The sequence below is a fragment of the Iocasia fonsfrigidae genome (assembly GCF_017751145.1).
Classification (GTDB): domain Bacteria; phylum Bacillota; class Halanaerobiia; order Halanaerobiales; family DTU029; genus Iocasia; species Iocasia fonsfrigidae.
This window is the reverse complement of record NZ_CP046640.1, coordinates 1,304,427-1,325,835: the sequence shown is the minus strand read 5'-3', so window position 1 is coordinate 1,325,835 and position 21,409 is coordinate 1,304,427. Positions and strand designations below refer to the sequence as shown.

13 protein-coding genes, 2 pseudogenes and 1 riboswitch are annotated in these 21,409 nt (G+C 36.4%); of the genes and pseudogenes, 1 reads left to right on the top strand and 14 read right to left on the bottom strand.

Annotation, left to right across the window (positions count from 1 at the left end; genetic code table 11):
* Positions 1 to 102 precede the first annotated feature (102 nt).
* On the top strand, positions 103 to 675 hold the full coding sequence (locus GM661_RS06275; protein WP_230869243.1) for a hypothetical protein: 573 nt from the start codon (positions 103 to 105) through the stop codon (positions 673 to 675).
* Here the strand turns inward: GM661_RS06275 and GM661_RS06270 are convergent.
* The 14 genes and pseudogenes from GM661_RS06270 to araA all read right to left on the bottom strand — a co-directional run bounded on the left by GM661_RS06270 (position 668) and on the right by araA (position 21,343).
* On the bottom strand, positions 668 to 3,775 hold the full coding sequence (locus GM661_RS06270) for a UvrD-helicase domain-containing protein (protein WP_230869242.1): 3,108 nt from the start codon (positions 3,773 to 3,775) through the stop codon (positions 668 to 670). The genes GM661_RS06275 and GM661_RS06270 overlap by 8 nt on opposite strands.
* Positions 3,772 to 6,393, bottom strand: a complete 2,622-nt coding sequence (locus tag GM661_RS06265; RefSeq protein ID WP_230869241.1) for a PD-(D/E)XK nuclease family protein — start codon at positions 6,391 to 6,393, stop codon at positions 3,772 to 3,774. The genes GM661_RS06270 and GM661_RS06265 overlap by 4 nt, the downstream gene beginning before the upstream one ends.
* A 39-nt stretch (positions 6,394 to 6,432) precedes the next feature.
* The gene (locus GM661_RS06260) at positions 6,433 to 8,862 is read right to left on the bottom strand and encodes an AAA family ATPase (protein WP_230869240.1); all 2,430 of its coding nucleotides are present in this window, start codon (positions 8,860 to 8,862) and stop codon (positions 6,433 to 6,435) included.
* Positions 8,859 to 10,010 (bottom strand): metallophosphoesterase family protein, encoded by a 1,152-nt coding sequence (locus GM661_RS06255; RefSeq protein ID WP_230869239.1) that lies wholly within the window; start codon positions 10,008 to 10,010, stop codon positions 8,859 to 8,861. The genes GM661_RS06260 and GM661_RS06255 overlap by 4 nt, the downstream gene beginning before the upstream one ends.
* A 183-nt stretch (positions 10,011 to 10,193) precedes the next feature.
* Positions 10,194 to 10,598 carry an ExbD/TolR family protein gene (locus tag GM661_RS06250; protein WP_230869238.1) on the bottom strand — a complete coding sequence of 135 codons (405 nt, stop codon included), beginning with the start codon at positions 10,596 to 10,598 and terminating at the stop codon, positions 10,194 to 10,196.
* Entirely contained in the window at positions 10,582 to 11,238 is a 657-nt protein-coding gene (locus GM661_RS06245) for a MotA/TolQ/ExbB proton channel family protein (RefSeq protein WP_230869237.1), read from the bottom strand. The genes GM661_RS06250 and GM661_RS06245 overlap by 17 nt, the downstream gene beginning before the upstream one ends.
* 12 nt (positions 11,239 to 11,250) lie before the next feature.
* Positions 11,251 to 12,447: an energy transducer TonB gene (locus tag GM661_RS06240; protein ID WP_230869236.1), complete on the bottom strand. Its 1,197-nt coding sequence runs from the start codon at positions 12,445 to 12,447 to the stop codon at positions 11,251 to 11,253.
* 52 nt (positions 12,448 to 12,499) lie between these two features.
* Positions 12,500 to 14,323, bottom strand: coding sequence for a TonB-dependent receptor plug domain-containing protein (locus GM661_RS06235; protein ID WP_230869235.1), 1,824 nt, complete (start codon positions 14,321 to 14,323; stop codon positions 12,500 to 12,502).
* A 185-nt stretch (positions 14,324 to 14,508) separates the two neighbouring features.
* Positions 14,509 to 14,685: riboswitch (cobalamin riboswitch) on the bottom strand.
* Between the two features lie 133 nt (positions 14,686 to 14,818).
* Positions 14,819 to 15,601, bottom strand: a complete 783-nt coding sequence (locus GM661_RS06230) for a Cof-type HAD-IIB family hydrolase (RefSeq protein ID WP_230869234.1) — start codon at positions 15,599 to 15,601, stop codon at positions 14,819 to 14,821.
* A gap of 265 nt (positions 15,602 to 15,866) precedes the next feature.
* Positions 15,867 to 16,253: pseudogene (locus tag GM661_RS06225) on the bottom strand (zinc-binding dehydrogenase); the annotation flags it as partial.
* A gap of 7 nt (positions 16,254 to 16,260) precedes the next feature.
* Positions 16,261 to 16,365, bottom strand: a pseudogene (locus GM661_RS19115) (ATP-binding cassette domain-containing protein); the annotation flags it as partial.
* Complete coding sequence (locus GM661_RS06220; RefSeq protein WP_230869233.1) at positions 16,349 to 17,653, bottom strand: ATP-binding cassette domain-containing protein; 1,305 nt, start codon at positions 17,651 to 17,653, stop codon at positions 16,349 to 16,351. The pseudogene GM661_RS19115 and the gene GM661_RS06220, both read right to left, overlap by 17 nt.
* Positions 17,654 to 17,843: 190 nt before the next feature.
* Positions 17,844 to 19,451 carry a xylulokinase gene (locus tag GM661_RS06215; protein ID WP_230869232.1) on the bottom strand — a complete coding sequence of 536 codons (1,608 nt, stop codon included), beginning with the start codon at positions 19,449 to 19,451 and terminating at the stop codon, positions 17,844 to 17,846.
* A 401-nt stretch (positions 19,452 to 19,852) separates the two neighbouring features.
* Complete coding sequence (araA, locus tag GM661_RS06210) at positions 19,853 to 21,343, bottom strand: L-arabinose isomerase (RefSeq protein WP_230869231.1); 1,491 nt, start codon at positions 21,341 to 21,343, stop codon at positions 19,853 to 19,855.
* Between the last annotated feature and the right edge of the window lie 66 nt (positions 21,344 to 21,409).

Below are 21,409 nucleotides of genomic sequence, written 5' to 3'. Positions count from 1 at the left end.
GCCGTAGTGCACGACAAGGTAAGTAAATATATTTGTCGGTCTTCAATGTCATTCATAAGCCTAAAAATCATAATTTAAGCATAAAAAAGGTAGGTTTTTCAAATGAAAATCAAAATTAAAGAAAATAAGCAGGAACCCTCACTTGACTCAGCACAATATACCCTGACCTATCAGGGTAAAGACAGAGGTCTTAACTATAAGATACTTAATACCTTGATTGGAGATAAGGATATGGTTATCGAAATTAACAGCTCTCGTTTCTCCAATACAGTAAACAACCCTACAGAATATACCAAAAAAATACTCAATTTTCTAAGGGAAAATAAGCTGGCCTACAATTATCAAAAAGTACCCGATAACAGCAGCCAGTCAATCTTTACCAGTCTCTTTAAAAAAGATAGAACTGCCCATGAAGTTTTATTTTATTTAGCAAATAAAATATGGCAGTCTACCAGTTTTAAATCCTTAATGCCCATACCCGGTGCCCGTTATTATATAAGAAATAAAAGTAAAGATGAAAAAGATACTTTAAAAAATATGCAGCAGTTGATGGATGACGAACTCCTGGATTATTTCAGCCTTATTATCTTTGACCCGGGGGTTACCCAGCTAAAACAGATGGGGATAAATTCCAGACAGCTAACAGCTGATAATTTAAGAGAACTCTTTAAATAAGTAGAAATTCTGTCTTAATAACATAACTTCCCTCAGTTTTACTGGCAACCAATTCCTTATATTTATCTAACTGTGATTGTTCCCTGCTGATACCGCTTTTATAATCCAGTATCATTATTTCCCCTGCTTTTTCATCTAGTAAAAGCCTATCAATACGGTATGTCCTCTCGCCATCACTTAATTCATATTCTGTAAAAACTGTCCAGTGTTCAGCAAAATATAGGGGGTTATTCTCAATAAACTCCTCTATTCTTCTTATAAGACCTTCTATCCTCTTAAAACCCATAATATTACCGTATCTGGCTTTGGTTATTTTAGCGGCATAATCCTTTTCAACACTATTTGCATAAGTAATATGTTCCAGGTAGTAATGAACAGCCAACCCCTCAATCCGATCAATCTCTTTTGCCAGGGTCATCTTATAATCCTTTTGTTCAGCCGTTTCCTCTACTATCTCCCCTGTCAACTCCAGTGGCCTAAAATATTGACTCAAATCAGGGATTTTATTATCTACAAGATCTCTTAGGTCCTCACTTACTATTAATTTACCAAACTGCTTTCTCTCTGCCAGTTCACAGAGTGAAGGGAGTTTAACAGCTGCCAGTAAGGCCCCTTCATAGAATTCATAACTACTATTTCCCCAACACCTGCCCTGAGCATCTACTGTAAGTTTGCGGGGACCTTCAATATAGAAAAAAAGATTCCTTTCTGGCCTGCTGAGAGCAACATATAGATTGTTAATCTCCTCCATAAGTTCACGTTCAGCGTATTCTTCAGCAAAATTAATCCCCAGATAAGCAAAGATCTTCTCATATTTGGTATCTGTTAGGAGATAATCCTCTATTTCTTCAAAATCCTGATCAAAACTTATATAAAACTCCAGACTGCTGGAACTGCCACCTCGGTTCCCCCCGGGAGACCAGTAGAAAAATTCTGTCTCAAAGGATAATCCTTTAGCTTTATGGATAGTCATCAGACTGACAACATTTTCACCCTTCACCCCTAACTGTTTTAATTCATCACTATCTTTATTTTCTTCTAAATAAGTCATAAAATCCACTAAAGAATTAAAGCCGCGCATTAATTCGAAGAAATAGTAAATATTTCGCAGGGCAGCACTATTATCACCATAGTACTTAATAACACCCGTCTTCTCTATAATCATATTTGTCAGCACCTGATAGGGAAGGGTTTTCATCAACCTGATTTCTTTAAGCAGCTCTCCCAAGTCTTCATACTCCAGAACAATATCATCACCATTCATGAAAGATTCAATTTTATCCCTATTTTGTAATAAATACTTTAAAATCCTATTATTTATACCAGCCAGATCACTACGTAAAAACCTAAGTAATTGAAAATAATCATTATAAAGCAGGTAGTTCAAAAGAAAATAAAGTGCTTTAACTGCCACGTGTTCAATAATACTATCCTTACTCTCCAGTACATAGGGAATACCTGCCCTATCCAGTTCAGCAGCAATATCAACCAGGTCAGTATTCGAGCGGCATAAGATACCAACTTTACTGTATGAAGGCAGCTCTGCAATCCTCTCTGCTATCTCCCTTTTCAAATCGACCCTGATTAGCTGGTTAAGTTCCCGAGCTGCAGCCTGTTTTTCCTGGCTAAATTTCTGAAAAGTCTTTGTCTCCGTATTTATTAAGGTATTCTCACCCCCAATTAGCACCTCAAGAAAACCGCCGTTTTTAAAAGGTAGATAATCTACCCCCTGATAATCCCAGTCAACAGGTAGATTAAGGAAAAAACGGTTAATAAAGTCGACTATCTCTCTTTCACTGCGGTAGCAGGTTTTCAGGGACTCACTCTCACTATCAAGTATCCTATCCAGACGAGAAAACAGCTCTTTTTCTCCGCCACGCCAGCCGTAAATAGACTGTTTTTCATCTCCAACTGTAATAACTTTATCAGCCCTATCTAAGAGGGGTTTAATTATCTTCCACTGCAGAATACTGGTATCCTGAAATTCATCGATAAAAAGACTCTTCACTTTCATACCTGAAACCTCATAGAAATAATCACTAATTTCACCATTAGCAATTAGCCCCAACTCCTCCTGTCCGAAATATTTGTAGGTATAATTACTAATATCTGCATGGGTAAATGCACCCTCTTTAAATTTAAGCTGGTCATAGATCTTAAAGATACGTCGGGAAAAACTAAAAACCTCTTCTTCATAAGGTAGCATCTCTTTATTATAGATATAGGCTGCCAGCTGCTGACGGAATTGCTCATAGCCCAGTTCAAGGGACTCTTTCAAATCAGCAACCTTTTTGCCGCGTACCTTACTACCATTCCAGAAACTTTTATTAAAAAATAAGTTCTGGTTTTTAATGATCAACTCCTTTTTAACAGCCAGTTCCTCCCTGCCGTAGTCTTCCATTAGATTTTTAAAATCCTTTACATAAAAATCCTCGGAAAGCTCTTTATCCTTTTCCCGGGCTATATTATTTAGAATATCCAGACAGTCATCCAGACTATCAGTCAGACTACCTAAGCTTTTATTGCCCCGGCTTTGATAATTAATTAACAAAAACTTCCATCTATTATTTAGAATTTGCGTAATTAAAGAGAGATATGGTTCAATAAACCTTTCTGTGTTAGCAGATAAAAATTTTTCCATCACCGCAAAATCTTCAGGATTATCAAGTATTTGCTTAAAAACACCTTCAATAAACTCCTGATTCTGCTGGTTATCAATAATCTGATAATCATACACACCCAGATAAGGGGCAACAGTCTCCCTGAAAATTTTATTGATAAAACTGTCGATTGTAAAAATATTAATCTCATCTTTATTGACCAGCATTTCCCGGTAGATCTCCTGAAGACCATCTATATCCAGGGAAATTTGAGGGTATATTCCTTTTAGATTGAGAAAAACATCACTATTATCACCCTTAGCAAGAATATCCTCGATCTGCTCAATAATCCTTTCTCTAATCTCAGCAGTGGCCTTCCTGGTAAAGGTCATCACTACAATTTCTTTAAAATACTCCCCCTCCAGTAGGGCAGCAATATATTCTAATGATAGCCGATAGGTCTTCCCTGTCCCAGCACTGGCCTTAAGAATTTTATTCATCTGATCACCACCCTACAGATATCCAGATAGATACAATCCTTACATCTTGCTTTATAACTGGCTTTATATTCCTCACTGACAGTCAAATTTTTAGCATTATTGGTAATTTCATCTGCCAGTTCCATTTCACCACCAGGATAACCTCGCAGGTATCTTTCATCCATAAGTGAATAAATCCCTTTTTCTACTTGAACCTGTGACCCTGATTGCTCATCTAGCAGTAGTGAATAGAAATCAAGCTGATCTAAACTACTACCACCGGTTTTAAAATCAATAATCTGTTTTCTGTCATCAAACTCAAGTAGAAGGTCTATTCTCCCTCTGAGATAAAGGCTAAAACTATCACCCTGGAAAAAAGGGGTGTTCTTAGAACCGCCAATCTGCCATTCTGTTTTTATATTCCTGATATTACTATTAACCCTTCTTCCCATAACCTTAAAAAAATAAATGATAGAGTCCTGAATTTTCCCTACCAGTATTTTTTCATAGTATTTTTTATAGTAATCATTAATCTTTAGATCATATATGGCCATCTTCTCTTCAATAATTCCTCTAATCTCTTTAATGGCTGGTGGATTAGCTAAACTGCTGGCAGTAATTAGCTTGTCAAATACCTCATGTACAATTATACCCAGTAACCTGGGACTCAGTTCTTTCTTGAATACAAACTGTTCATCCTCCAGTTGAGCAATACAGCTGAGATAGAATTTATAAAAGCAATCCTTTAAAACCTGATATTTATAATAACTTAGATAATAACTATCATCTGGAAAGTCCACCTCTTCTATCAATAATTTATCCCTTTCCCTGTTCCTGGCTGACAGCTTTTTAAGCAAAACATCATCTTCATTAATAAAAATACTCCTGATAAGAGTGGGATAATCCCAGGCTGTAATAGGTAAATTATTGATTTCCAGACCATAAGCCAGCCTTATCTCTTCAATAAAAGAGCTGGTCGTTAGATTAGTGTCCTGATTCTGCAGACTATAAATCACAGCTCTTTGACTGCTAAAAAGATGGCGGAAGAAATAATATTTATCCCTTAAAGCCCTTTCTTCATTAGTCGGCAGACCGAGTTCTGCCCGCTGTTTCTCAGTAAGAAGAAACCCGCCCCCTGTCCGGGAAGGAATAATTCCTCGGGAGGCATTAGTAATAATTAGTTCTTCCCTCCTGCTGTGTGAAGCTGACAGCAGGTCTTCAATCTCCAGCAAGGGTTTTTCTTTATTATCCAGCAATATTACTTTCTTAAACTTCAGGTAATTTATAGTCAGAAGAAAAAGGCCCTGGGGAATACTATTAAAGTAATTTACCCAGGAATCAACTAGCCCAATTTCTTCAATAGAACTAAGTTCTAAAAGCCCATCAAAATATTGAGTAATATTATCAGTGAATAATTCATCATCTAATATGCTGAAATCTATCTCCTCCAGGATGCTGCATAACTCCCTAAGGCCTTTTACTGTAAAAATTTTCCTCATTTCGGCAAAGATAAGTTTAAAGACAGCCAGGTCTTCATGATAGTTGCTTTCGATTAAATCCTCTGTCAGATAAACATAATCCTCAGCAGCAAGCCCCTTTAAAGCAGCAAGAGAGTTACTATCAATTCGATAGTGAGCACAAAACTCCGGAAAATAACAGGCCTCCAATAATTCCTTTATCTCTAATTTTAAGAAACCATGACTGAGATCAGCTGCTGACAGGATACTATAAAGTGATTCCAGGAATTTATAGATCTTGGTTTCAATAAAACTAATCTCTCTCTTTACCTTAACCCTATTTGAAGATAGTAAACGCTGGTAATCACTGTCATTATAAGCAGCATCCAGCACAGTTAAGGACTGAGTCCCGTGATAAGCTAACTCTCTATAGCATAAAAGGTTGGCCACTTGTAGTAGGCCTTCCTCACTATGGTAAAGTTTTACTTCTGTCTCTATTTCTTCAGGAAGGCTTAGTTTATTGAGCTGTAAATTCTCTTCATTATAATCCTCCCACTTGATCTGTAAATACAGGTGAACAGACTTACCAGCAGCTTCCAGTTCTGCTAGTAGCCTTTTTTCTACAGGAGTAAAATTAATAATATTGACCAAGATAAACTCCCTGTAAGCAGTAAAATAGGCTGGATCAAAATTCTGAAAGTCAAAAACAAGTGTCTGGTCAGTATAATTAGAGTCTTCCATTTTAGATAAATAACGTTCCCGCAATTGCCGCAGGATTCTATATTTTTCTAACTGCCAATCCTGTAGTTTGATTTTTTCTTCTATTTCCGATATGCTATATTCATTGAATTCATCATATAGTTTAAAGAAATCAGCTGCCAGGTCAATCACATCAAAGTAATTATCTATTCTTAGTCTTTCTTTTTCTTCAGCAGTAAGTAAATTATAAAAGAAAATACTGCGTTTTTCCTCTTTCAAAATAAGCCTATCTGTCGGAAATAATTTCTCTTTTAAGTCATCCATAGTCAAAAAAATGCTCTCTTCCTGCAGAAAAGGCCGCTGATAATACCTCCGGGCAGTTAATAGATTATTAAAGTTATCAAAGACATAAACCCCGGGGCTTTCACTACTGACAGCCCTGGCAAGAAGGTCTTCCTGATAATCCAGATAGCTAAATTTCATAAATCTTTAACCTCACTTCCTGGCATATAATTCTTTCCTTTATGCAGTAAACTCAATCACCCTGCCGCCCAGACTATCTGCTGTGTCCGGATTGCAGGTAGTGAAAATAACCTGGTATTTTTCCGCAAATTTATTTATCAAAGTAACAGCCTCTTTTTTTCTTGCCGGGTCAAGGTTAACCAGACAGTCGTCCAGGATAATAAACCCTTCTCTATCTTTAAATAACTGTTCTAGCAGAGCTAATCTAAAAGCCAGCGCTACCCCATCATAGGTACCAAAGGAAAGTAGATTTATATCTACAGGCAGCGAACTATTTTTTTCATTTACTATTTTTAACTGAAAATTATTATTAACATCCCCAATCTGATAATTTCCGGCTGTTAAAATAGATAAATACCGGCTGAACAAATCAACCAGTGGGTCAAAACTATTATTATCCATTTCAGCCAGTTTTCTATGCAGAACAGCCCTTATCTTAATCAAATCCCTGGCCTTCTTCTGTAATCTATCAAAACGCTTCCGATAGTCCTGCCGGGATACCAGCAGTTCTTCATAGGATTCTTCAGGCATAGCAGCCATTATATCCCGTAATTCCTCTCTCTTACTAGTAAACCTGTCGTCTAACTCTTCTTTCTTTTTCCTCAACCTCGTCAGAGAACTATTAAACCCCTCTGCTGTATCATATTGATCTGGCAGTTCTGCCAGCCCTGTCAGCTGTCCTTTGATAGCTTTAAGTTCAGTCCCTATACTAACCATTAATTCAAAGAGTTTATCTACATCACCATACTCTTCCTGCCAGCTATTAATCCTATCCTCCAGGGACTTTATCTCTGCCAGGAGTTTACTCCTTTCTTTATTTACCCTATCCAGTTCTTTTTCAACAGTCCCTTCATCCCTGACAAATTCCATTTCATTAAGTTTGCCTGCCTCTTCCTGCAGGTCTTCATATTTACGGCCATCCAATAGCCCTTTAATCTGCTGATTAAGATTATTTAATTCACTGGTTAATCTATTATAATCCTCTCTTTTACGCCTGGCCTCATTAATACTCTCAACACCCAAATTACTTAATAGTTTATCAAATTTACTCTGGGCCAACTGATATTCCCGGCGGAGGCTGTCAAAATCTATCTCACCTGATTTTATTTCTACATCTACTATTCCCTCAATTACCAGATGTAGATAACCATCTGCCTTAAATTCCACTCCTGCCTCTATTTCTTCCTGCTCTGCCAGTCCTCTGGTGAGTATCACCTGATCACAGGCACTGTTTATCACACCCAGCAAGGTACCGGCCTCCATAGCTGCCTTATTTCTTTTAATAATATCCTGATATGATTCCATTTCTTTAATGTCTTCTATCGTAATCTGCTTTATTTCCTGCCTTTCCTGATACTTTTCCTGCATCTCTTTTTTAAGCCTGTTAATCTTTTCTAAGATAGACCTACTTTCATTAAGTCTGGCCTTTTCTCTGGCCCTACTCTTTTCCCTACTCAACTCTTTTAGACTCTTATCCAAGTTGTTTAATTCCTCTTTTTTCCTGACTAACTCATCTGCTCTGACCGGCCATTCCCTGTTTAACCTTTTTAAGGTACCGGTTTTTTCCTTTAGACGCTTAATTTCAGGCTCCAGACTGGCCCTTTTAACAACATCATTCTCTATCTCGGCCATCTGCTCAATCTCTGTTTTAAGACCCTGCCGCTCTTCTTCCAGAGCCTGTAATTCCCTGCTCAGACCGGCCAGCTGTTCCTCCATTTCGAGAGCCTTTTTCATTTTACGTTCAATACTTACTTTATTAATATAGGCCTCATAAATCTCACCATACCCCACTTTATAGGGGTTATTTATATCCCTGTTGGGATTATCCGGCCTATCATTATTTAAATCCCATCTTTTAACAAGATTATCTATTTCCTCTCCAAGCCTGCTGCGCAAATGTTCAACTGATATACCATCCAGTTCCATTACTGCCTTCCGCAGAAAAGAACTAACCGTATGGACAATGTCATCGTTACCAATTATCCTTTCAACCGCCTGTTTAACATCACGCTGCCGGGCAAAGACAATATTACCATAGCTGGCCCGGCCAAAAACAAATAAATCCTTGAGTTTTCTTTTTATACGGTCACTGTTCTTGAGAATCTGTCCATCAGGCAGTTCCAGGACAGTAGAGTGTTCCTTACCCCATTCTTTTTTCAGCTTATATTTCTCTCCATCTATAATAAACTCCAGTATACCATTGATATACTCACCAGTCGGATAGGGCATAAAGCGGGCCTTAAAGTCCTTATCTACCCCTAAATTCATCCGTAGTCTAGCCTCCTGGAAGATAGTAGCATAGATAGCCTCAATAAGGGTGCTTTTCCCGGCTTCATTGGGACCAATAATCACATTTAAGCCCTTATCAAATTCTACCTGCCGCTTACTTATCCCTGCAAAAACATCAGTCTTGAAACTGCTTAATCTCATTCTCTCACCTCTTTTATTAATTCATAGGCAAGTTGTAAGGCATCCTCATCTTCTTTACTTGCTGCCAATTCTTTTAAAACCAGATAAGGAAAAGAACTCCTGGAAAACTCCCTATCAATTACTTCCTCTGTAATCCTAAGCTTAAGACTACTATCGTCTATCTCAAGATAGGCCAGTCTGTCCCTGAGTTCCTGATAAACAGCCTCCTTGTTATTATAAAGATCCTCATCTACCCTTCCACTAAGTTTCAGCCTGAGCAAACTCTGTTCTGGATTATCACTTAACAGTTCCTCTTTTATTCTAAGCAGGTCTGCCCTTACCTCAATAGTATATGATAGGTCTTTAAAACGATAAAACCCGGTCTCCAGCAGAGTAGCTGAAACCTCAGTACTGCCCTCTTGCTCTCTAGATATCTCTATTAACCAGGCAGTACCATTATGACTGCAGTCAAGGCCGTCTGGTTCAGCTGTACCTGCATTGAAAATCCTTCTATTATTAAGCTCCCTATTGGCTGGATAAGGGATATGGGTATGACCCAGAAGCCATAAATCTACAGGCAGTTCCAGTAATTCCTCTTCACTCATATTAAAATACCTGTCCGACATATCAGGTGAAAGACCATTAAGGGCACCATGAGCAATACCCAGCTGATAGGTCCCAGGACATTTACCCCCATCATCTAAACCCTGATAATAATCCTTAATCCAGTCCAGTTTGTTTGCAGCAGAGTGTTTTCTATCACAATAGGCCGGATAAACTGTAAGATCCAGGTCAAAATGAGTCAACTTATACGGTTTTGCTTTATTTAATAATATTAGTCTATCTGAAATATTATCCTGAAAGCACTGCCACAGTTCAACCATTCCATTGTCATAATCGTGATTACCAGGCATAACAAGTACACAATCCCCGGCAAAGTTATTTAGTATCCCTATTACCCGCTTAATATCCCTTAATGGTATATTAAGCTTATCAAAAAGGTCCCCAGCTATTACAAACAAATTGCATTCTTCCTGATTGGCAGTAGAAACCAGGTTTTCCAGGGTATTAAATCTGGCCTCAATTAAATCCTCCCTAATATATGCTGGATAATTACTAAACTTCATCCCCAGATGCAGGTCAGCAGTATGTAATATCTTTAATCCCAATTCACTCACCCCTAATAAAGATTATCAGGATATTATATCATAACCCCTTATCCATATCTTCTCGATTTATTATCTTTTTCCTGTCTGAAAATAAAAAATCCCCCCCTGAACAGGAAGGAAAAGGTGGTTCAATCAACCAGATATATCATAATATTGAGTTGATAGATATCCTTTGTAGTCATATTAATCTTTATCTTTCCTGTTGAGCACAAAACTCAGATTCTCAACCCCTGATTTCTTTACAATATCCATTACCCTGACTACCTCCTGAAAGGCAACTTCCCTGTCAGCATAAACAGATACCTCACTATTGTGTTCTTCTAAAGACAGTTTTAAGAACCCCTCTAATTCATTTATCTCCAGCTCTTTTTCACCGACATAAATCTTTCCTTCTTCTGTAACAGCAATTACAATAGTACTATCTCTGCTTTCTTTTTCAACCCCTGTTTCTGCAAGATTTATATTTGTTTCTACCTCACTCACTCTAAGACTTGAAGCAGTGATAAAAAAGATTAATAAAAGAAAGACAACATCTATCATCGGAGCAAGATTAAGGTTGATTTGAGGTTTATCAAGCCTGTACTTCACTTCTTTCCCTCCCTACAGAGTATATCTCAGTATCATTTACTATCCTATGCTCAGAAATAAAATTAAGAAGCTCTATCTCCCTCTTCTCAGTATGGTTTATCATCTGTTTAATTTTATTAATAAAATAATAATAAGCAGCAAGAGTAGGAATAGAAATGATCAACCCCACTGCAGTAGTAATTAAGGCTTCAGAAATGCCAGCTGCTAACTGCTGAGGCTCACCATTTAAAGATAGGGCCTGAAATGTCTTGATCATCCCTGTTACTGTACCCAACAACCCTAATGATGGACTTATCTTACCAACAAAATTCAACCCCTCTAAGTGTTTTTCCAGGCGCGGAAACTCATCCCATTTAAGCTCTTCCATTAATTTCTCAATATCTTCTGGGTCTTTATGGGCATTAATAATACCTCGCTTCAGAATCCTAGCAGTCGGCCCCTTACCCTCACACAAACTAGCTGCCTCCTTATATTTCTTTAAAGCAATGTTTTCTTTTATCACTTCCATCAGCTTGTCAGGTAACTGTCTGGGAATCCTGATAAACTGATAAAATCTTTCAATAATAATTGTCAGCGCTACTAGAGAAGATATTAACAAAGGGTAGATGATAATACCACCTCTGCTGAGTAAATACTCCACATGATCACCCCATTAATTTAATCTGAATTCAACTGGTACTAATACCCGGCAGGCCAGATTTTCTCCCCCTCTGCCAGCCGGCGTAAACAACCATTCCTTGACAACATCTTTAGCTGATTCATCAAAATTCTTATATCCCGAAGAATCCTTCACTTCTACTTTTACTACCTTTCCTTGATTACTAATCATCATTTCCAGAATTACCCTACCTTCAATCCCTCTTTTTCTCATATCTTCCGGGTAAACCGGTTTTTTATAATTGCTGAGCTTAGGTAAGACAACCCCCTCAGCTGTCTTGCCAGATGTTAAATCAATTATTTCACCATCACCAGTTTCTTCAATATCTTTCTGCTTAACTTTATTTTTATCACCTTCACTGCCGGCTCCAGCTTCCTGCTTATAAGAAAAACCCTTATTTTTAGTCAGGTCATCGCCACCCTGCTCTGCTGTCACTTTATTAGTACTATCTATCTCCTCATTAGTTAAAATGAATTCCTGATTTTCTCCTGGCTTATCAATGGACTTAATTTCATCCTTCTGGACATTTCTACTCTCTTCAGGTTGTTTTTCTTTTCTACTGACTTCTATTTCCTGATTACTTTCATCCCAGGGTCTCCCAATCCCAGGTGGAAATTGATCTATTGAATTATTGATGTTCTCTACTTCTAGGCTCTGCTCATCCCTCTCTTTTGCTATACTATCAGCATTACTGAACTTTTCTATACTATCATCCCTACTATCTTTATTGTCATCTTTAATATTATCTTTTAGTGACTCTTCTTGGCCTTGATCAATATCTTTTTCATCATCTTCAGGTTCATTTTCAATCTCCTGAACAATATTTTCTACCTCAGTTTCCCTGTCAACTTCCTCTACAGATGGTTTTTGATTATTCCCTACTCCTTCAATACCTTGCTGGGTGCTTACAGTCTTCCTTTCCTCTACCACCTCACTATTGGCAACAAGCTGTTCAACAGGGGGTAGTTCACCTGTTTTTTCTGCTTCTTTCTCTTCAGAGGGTGTTTGAACCACTCTAAAGTTCAGTTTAACTGGTGATAATGTTTCCTCCTCCGGAAGATCATTAAAAGCAAATAATCCACTTATAGAGCTCAGTAAAAGGAGATGCAATATACCTGCCAGTACAAAAGAGACCCTTACAGGGGTGAATGCCCTGCTAATAAACCTATTTAAATTTCCTTTGAAACTCATAATTATCACCCCTGATTCAGGTCTTTAACTTTTACCCTTTTTCAAACACAGCCTAAAATTTTGTACTAAGTCCCAGAGTATAATTGCGTTCTGGCATAGGATACCCCTCACGGACTTCATAATCCTTATTATTTAATAAATTATTTACCTTAAAATACAGCTCACTTTCCCCTTCATCAAAGAAAAAAACCTTGGCTAACTTTACATCAACTACTGTATAATCATCTAGTTCATCAGGTCTGTCCTTTACACTACGGCAGATCAGACTGCTACTTATATCCCCCTTTTTATAGCTTAAATCCAGGTTAGCATTATGAATGGGGGCTAATCTATCATCTGTCTCCTTATCCCGGGAATCTAGATAAGTATAATTAAAACCAACAGTCACTCCCATATTATATCGTTTGCTAAACATTAATTCAGTACCTTTAGTACGAGCTTCATCAACATTGTAAGGTCTGAAAATATAATCAGTCCCTGCAGCCCAGTTAATCAGATCCTCAACATCTCTAGTAAAATAATTCAACTCAAGTTTCATATCTTGTTTAAAATACCTAATTCCTGTTTCATAGGCTAGAGCAGTTTCTGGTTCAAGGTCAGGATTGCCCTCTGTATAGGCATCTGCCGGCCAGTAGAGATCATTAAATGTAGGAGTGCGATAAGCTTTAGCAGCTGAAACAAATACATTGAGATCATCATTAATTGAATATACAGCCCCAAATCTTGGGCTAAATTCAGACCCAAATACTTCATGGTCATCAAAACGGGTACCAATACTAATCTCCAGTGGCTCTATTACCTGCCACTTGTCCTGGACAAATAAGGCCTGATTTAGATTATCATGCTGACCATTTTCATTACTATCTATTTTGTTCCTTTTAAATTCTATACCATATGTTAGATTATGTAATTTAAAGTAATCAGTTCTGTTGAATTCTATTCCAGTTCTAGCTGTATTATGTTTACTTGCCTCTGTATAACCCCATTCATCTGGATTATCATAGACCTGTTCATGTTTATTATGATAAATTAATAGATTTGTATCATAGGCTTCCTTATTCTGTCTCCATTTAAGATTTATGTTGGTATCCTGATCATCCTGTTCAGCATTTGGACTCGGAGATGTTTGGGGACCAGGAACACCCTTGTCACTATCATTATATTGAAATGAAATAATAATATCATTATATTGATCCATCTCAATATCAAACCTTGAAAAAAACACCATCTGCTCTAAGCTGCTGTTCTCCCTATCACCATCTGAATCTTTTTTAACTGCTGTTATATTATAGCCAACTCTACCTGTATTACCACGGTGGCTAAAAGCCGTCTGCTGGGTTTCAAATGACCCATATCTTACCTTAAATTCAGTGATGGGCTTTCTACTACCTCCCTTAGTAATAATATTAACTACCCCTCCCAGGGCATTAGCCCCATATAAAGCAGAGGCAGGGCCTTTTAAAACCTCAATCCTTTCAATTTGCTCAACTGGTAGTTGGCTTAAATCTATTTGCCCATTCTGACTGCTATTAATCACCTGTCCATCAATTAACACCAGTACCTGATTATTTTCCGAACCCCTGATACTAATCAATTTCTGACCAGCAACCCCACCGTAATCTGATATATATATTCCTGAAAGATCCCTTAATAGTTCAGCCACATTCTGAGCATTTTTTTCTTGAATATCTTCCTGAGTGAGAATATCCATACTTACAGTCGTATCTGACAGCTTTTCAGAATATTTTGAAGCAGTTACCACGATATCATCTAAAACAAATAATTCATCCTGTCCTTCATCTGCCATCAGGGGCTGCCCTGTGATAAGTAAAAAAATTACTAAAAAAATAAGTGCTAAATTTATCCCTTTATTCATATCAAAAATCTCCTTTCATTTCAAACGTCTTATACATAATTACATATTTTATTAATACTTATACTGATATCAAAAATTAAACCCCCTTTCCAGACCGGAAAAGGGGGTTAATTACTCATAATCAATACATATAGAATTATACTAAAACTCTATATAAAGAAATAAATCTACCTCCCCTCCGGAGGAAATTACTCCTTTAACAGGCAGGTCTCCTGGCTCATGGTCATCTTTTCGACCGCCTTCCCGTTGCCAGTGGCAAATTAGTCGAAAATCCCAAATACAGTAGCGGGGGCTGCAGCGGAATCTAACCGCTTTCCCTTTTCATCCAGTATTTACTGGACACCTGATCAAGTCTATATTCTATTCTTAGTTATATTATTTCATATTATTATTGAAAATTCAATAATAATATACCAGAATTATAATAAATCTTCTAGCAGTTGTGCTGCTGGTTTATTCATTTTTGTTTTTCTTTCACTGAACCTAGGTTCCCATTTAGAAAAATAATTTATGTAATATATTAAAAACCCCGTTATCATTATTTGAATCAGTAATCAAATCTGCCATCTTCTTTATTTCAAAAGGAGAATTCCCCATAGCTACGGCTGTACCAGCCTCTTCAAACATTGATAGATCATTATGATTATTACCAATAGCTATAACTTCTTCTCTCTTAAAATTATACCTTTCCATAATTTTCTTTAGAGCAATCCCTTTGGAAACAGAACTGTTCATAAACTCCAAATATATTTTATCTGATTGGGTAATATATAAATCTTTTTTAAATAATAAATTTACTTCCGAATATACTTGATTTATTTTTTCTTCATTACCACAATAAACAATTTTGAGTGGGTCTTTAATCTTATCATATTCTTTAATAACTTCCACTTCTATTTTCTCTAATTGCCATTGTTTTTCGGCCGTACTTTTATTAAATGTCTCAAATTTATCTTTATAATAAAGAACAACACCAAGATTATTTTTTAATCCAAAATCTACTAATTTATTAACATAGTCTTTAGCAACAAGTAATTCATAAATTGTATCACCAGTCAGATATTTTACCAAAGCACCATTCGTTGTAATTAATGGCAGCTCGATCTTTAACTGTTTAGCATATGGTTCAACTGATTGATAGGGTCTACCACTGGCTATAGTAAACAATATCCCTCTCTTCTTAAGTTCTTTGATAATCGTTTCATTTTTTTTAGTAATAATATTACGATTACTTAATAATGTTCCATCCAGGTCTATTGCCACCATTTTATATGACATTTATAATACCACCTCAAAAATAATGATTATATATCTTTCATGATTATACTGCGAAAACTATCAAATTACAAGCATTTTAACTTAAGATTCCTAATATAATAGTAATCCTAAATTTATATTTAAAAACTTTTCACAGTATAATCATAGATTAGTTTTAATTAATTCTATTAATTGCTTTCATATTATTCCTGACATAGTAAAAGCCCCAGCACTAATAGTAGCTACCAGGACATCTACACCATCGTTCAAAACTTAAAAAGCTAAACTATGGTTTTAATAATACTTTAATTGAGTCTTTTTCCTGTGCTTTAGCCAGGGCTTCTGCAAAATCCTCAACAGGATAGGTAGTTGTGACAATACCCTCAGCGGAAAGAAGACCTCTTTCAAATAAATCAATAACTACTGGATAAGTGTATGGACCCAAATGAGAACCTCTAATATCAAGTTCTTTCCTATCACCAATCACACTCCAGTCAGTGGTAGTTTCCTTGCCAAAAACACTAAATTGAACAAAACGACCTAATTTTCTAATCATCTCTAAACCCTGTGTTACACCAACAGGTGAACCTGTAGCTTCAATATAAACATCACAACCATAACCATCAGTCATCTCTTTAATCTTTTTAATAGCATCTTCTTCAACAGGGTTTATACAAAGCAATACCACGAGTAGGTTCATCAAATATTAGTATCTTGCAATCAGTTCCTAACCATTTTGCCAGTACCACCTTTTGTTGATTACCTCCACTAATTCCTTTGAATAGATATCAAACTAATAATAGATTGTAAATTGTTTTTTATCCTATGATGACTTTCCTTTAAAAGAGCTGAACGTCCCATCAATCTTGTATCCTCTACAGCAATTCCTGCTTGCCGTGCCAGAGTAGATAAGTATTTCCATTCTTTTTCAGAATATACAAAAATATTCTCATAATAAAGTTCTATTATTCCAGCCAGTTGAGAACGCATCAATACCGGTGCACAAATTAAGGTTTTGGTTTCTACTGGATCATCTTCAAAAAAAGACTTAAATTCTTTATCCCGTTCAGTCAAATAAAACAATTTGTTATTTTTTATAATTTCAATCTTTTTATCTAATTTTAACTGTGGTAAATTATTATGATTATACAACACTCTATTAATAACTGTTTTCGCCTTTTCATCGATCAAATCGATAATACAACTATTTGCCCCCATAATTCCACTAACACGCTCAGCAAAAAAATTCAAAATATCTTTCAATTCATATTCTGACGCTAAAAATTCAGCAGCTTTAAAAATGGAATCAATTACACCCATATCATCTTTTTCAGCTTCTTGATTGCTGGAATTACCAAGATACAAATTAATCAACTTCTGCGGATTTTTTTTAGCATCATCGACATTTAAAACCCCAGCAATCTTTCCTTTAGTTAATACAGCTATATTATCGGCAACTTTTAGAGCTTCTTCCCATTGCCTGGTCACATAAATTACTGTTCCACCTTTTTCCGTATAATAATTTATTATATCATATAAGATATTAATTGTATCAACATTTAAATTATTAGTAGGTTCATGTAAAACTAAAATCTCTGGTTCTGCCAAAACTAGCTTAATTATTTCTACCAGCTTTTGTTTCTCAGGCATAAGATCGCCAATTGTTTTATGGTGTTCAATTTCTAAACCGAATTTATCAAAGGCCTTAGCGGCTTGTTTATTAACCTTTTTCCAACTTATTAATGGAGAAATACCCCTTCTAGGATATTTAATTAAAGCTAGATTTTCTGCTACACTTAACTCCTTTATTAATGATGAATTCTCAAATAAAAATCCAAATTCCCTTTTTCTTACCTCATCAACAAGCAAATAATCTTTATAGAGAAGTCTACCTTCATAATCATTAATTATCCCTGCCAGTATATTGACTAGTGTTGTTTTTCCAGACCCAGTTTCTCCTATTAATGCAAATATCTCTCCTTTACATATTTTAAGTAAAACATCTTCAAGATTAGTCCAATCATTGTTATAAAAAGACAAAGAATTTATTTCTAGAATTACATTTTTCTCCATAACAAATCATCTCCAAAAAACAAGTCCTTTGTGTTGTTTTTTCCGTTTTAAAAAAATTGAACTGCCTCAGTTTTTTAATTCTAAGACAGCCCTTAGTTATCAACAATTAAGAGTTAACACGATACATTATATTATTAATTAAACACCAATACCCATGGCAAAAACTTATTTACCACTGACTCTGACAATCTTATTTCAGATTATCCACTGCAGCTCTTTCAATAGCAAGTCCTTGATTATAACGTTTCATGAATTCGTTAAAACCTGCAACATCTGATGGATTAGGAGTAATAGATTCTCCCATCTTCCCGGAAAAAACCTTTTCTTTAAGGAAATCAACCAATGATTCGTTTTCTTCTCGATTAATCATATAAGAACCAAGCAAAGCAATACCCCAGGCTCCACCCTCTCCAGCAGTTTCCATAACAGCTACAGGGACATTAAGGGCAGCAGCCATTATCTTCTGGCCTACTCCCTTTGTTTTAAACAAACCGCCATGACCCAGGATTTGATCTACCCGAACTGATTCCTTCTTAAAAAGAATATTAAAGCCAGTTTTCAAAGCACCTAAGGCGGTAAATAAATGTACTCTCATAAAATTAGTCAAGTTAAAATTACTATTAGATGAACGTACAAACAAAGGACGTCCTTCTTCAAAGTGAGTCATATGTTCACCTGAAATATAGCCATAAGATAATAAACCACCACAATCTGGATCACCCTCTAATGCCATATTATAAAAAGTTTCATAAAGCTTCGACTTGTCACAGTTAAGACCCAGTGCCTGAGCAGCCTCGTCAAAGAGACCTATCCATGCATCCAGGTCAGATGTACAATTATTGGAATGAGACATGGCCACTAGTTTACCATCAGGTGTTGTCACCAGGTCAATCTCTGAATATACCTTCGATAATTCTCTTTCCAGTACAATCATTCCAAATACAGATGTTCCAGCAGATACATTACCAGTACGAACAGACACACTATTTGTAGCCACCATACCCGTACCAGCATCACCTTCAGGCGGACATAGGGGAATACCCGACTGCAACTCACCAGTAATATCTAGAAGCCGTGCTCCTTCTACTGTCAATTTTCCAGCTTTGGTGCCAGCCACTAAAACATTTGGCAGAATGTCCTCCAATTGCCATGAGAGATTTAAGGGACTGATGAGTTGATTGAACTGTCCAATCATTTTTGAATTAAAATCCTTCGTTTCTAAATCAATAGGAAAATATCCTGAAGCTTCACCTATTCCCAAAACTTTCTGTCCGGTTAATTTCCAATGTATATAACCAGCCAGTGTTGTTAGATAGCTAATATCTGAGACATGTTCTTCCTTATTTAAGATAGCTTGATAAAGATGAGCGATAGTCCACCTTTGTGGGATAGGATAATTAAACAACTTGGTCAATTCCTCAGAAGCCTGGCCAGTTATATTGTTTCGCCAGGTACGAAAAGGTGTTAAAAGATTATCGTTTTGATCAAAAACCATATAACCATGCATCATGCCACTAAAACCAATTGCCCCTGTGGTTTGGATGGACACTCCAAATTGCTCCTTAACATTGCTGACCATATCTTGATAACTATTCTGTACACCCTCCCAGATATCCTCTAAGCTGTATGTCCAAACATTATTGACATAATTATTTTCCCAATCATGACTGCCAGAAGCAAGCGGTGTATTGTCTGGACCAATCAGAACAGTTTTAATACGAGTCGAACCCAATTCAATCCCAATTGCTGTTTGGCCATTATTAATGGCATTTCTAATTTCATTCAATTCAAGACTCATAATTTACCCTCCTAGTCATTAATATAATAAGTAAAATTTTCTGTATATTATTATTCATAAGTATTTTTAGTATTTTTGCAATTTTAATATAACTATATAGTAAGTGTCACTAATTTTCAAGTCCCTATTTAGTAGAATTTTAAGTTTAGCCTATTTAATCATAGAGGAAATAGCCTCCTCTTGAGTTGTTAAACAAATTTATACCAAAAGCAGGAGGCCATTTCACTTTTTAGGACAATTTATCCATAATTTTAGCTATTAATTTTATATTTTAGTTAAAAAATGGGGAAACTCTATATAAGCGAGGTGTTAATAAAGTTTACCTCTTATTCTATTAATTATACCAGACAATAACATAACTAAAATCATCCAGTATATTTCTAATAATCATAACTTTAAATTCATCTTATTTTATAGTAAATATCGTTCCATTTGATCTCTTTCTTGAAATCTCTTATTTTGGTAGCTGAGTCAATCACTAAAAATTCTATATCCGCTATTTCAGCATAATCTTCCAACATCTCGGCCGTTACCACCTTACTAAAACCAGAATGATGAGCCCCCCCTGCTAAAATCCAGGCAGCTGCTGCAGTCCTCAAATTAGGTAGCGGTTTCCAGACGGCTCTGGCTACTGGCAACTTCGGTAGATCATGTTCTGGTGAAATTACTTCTACTTCATTCACCAGAAGGCGGAACCTATTACCCATATCTATAAGTGAAGCATTTAAACCTTTTCCTGGACCAACATTAAAAACTAACCTTACCGGATCGGCCTTATCACCAATAGATAAAGGATGTATTTCTACGGTAGGTTTAGCTGCAGCAATAGAAGGACAAACCTCTAACATATGAGCTCCCAGTTCTTGCATATTGCCAGGTTGCAGATTATAAGTATAATTTTCCATAAAAGCAGTTTCTTTCCCTAAAGCCATTACCTTCATCGCCCGCAGTAAGGCCGCAGTCTTCCAGTCACCCTCAGCTCCAAAGCCATAACCATCAGCCATCAATCGCTGCACAGCTAGACCCGGTAATTGTTTTAAACCATAGAGGTTTTCAAAATTAGTGGTAAACCCCTTAAAATCACCATCTTCTAGAAAAGCCCTCATACCTACTTCAATCCGGGCAGCTTCCCTCAAAGAATCATAATACTGGCCATTTACCAGTAATTCTTCAACAATGTTATACTCTTCCTTATATACTTCAATCAAATCATTAATCTCCTGCTCCTGTACCTGATTCACATATGCAGCAAGATCACCAAGGGCATAACCATTAACATTATAACCTAATTTTATCTCAGCTTCAACTTTATCACCTTCTGTAACAGCTACCTGCCGCATATTATCACCAAAACGCGCTATCTTGGCACCTTGACTATCCTGCCAGGCAGCAGCAACCAAACTCCAATCAGACAGTTGTTTAACAACAGTGTCATCCTGCCAGTAGCCGACAACTACCTTCCGATTTTTACGTAATCTTGAAGCCATAAAACCAAATTCCCGACCACCATGGGCAGATTGATTAAGATTCATAAAGTCCATATCAATCTCTGACCAGGGTATATCCCTATTAAACTGGGTATGAAGATGAACAAAAGGTTTCTGCAGCAGGGTTAAACCCGGTATCCATATTCTCGCTGGAGAAAAGGTATGCATCCAGGTAATTAAACCTATACAAGATTTTTTAGCATTTGCTGCTAATACAAGGTCCCTGATTGCTTCTGCATTTGTCATTACTGGTTTATAAATAACTTTTACTGGAATTCTATCCCCTTCATCAAAAAACTCCACTATCTTTTTACTATGTTCTGCAACCTGATGCAAAGTCTCTTCACCATATAAGTGTTGGCTACCTGTTACAAACCAAACTTCATAATTATCTACACTAACCATATCTATCTTCCCCCTTAATTGTTTATTAATAATTTGTCAAACTCATTAATCTTTATAACTATAGGA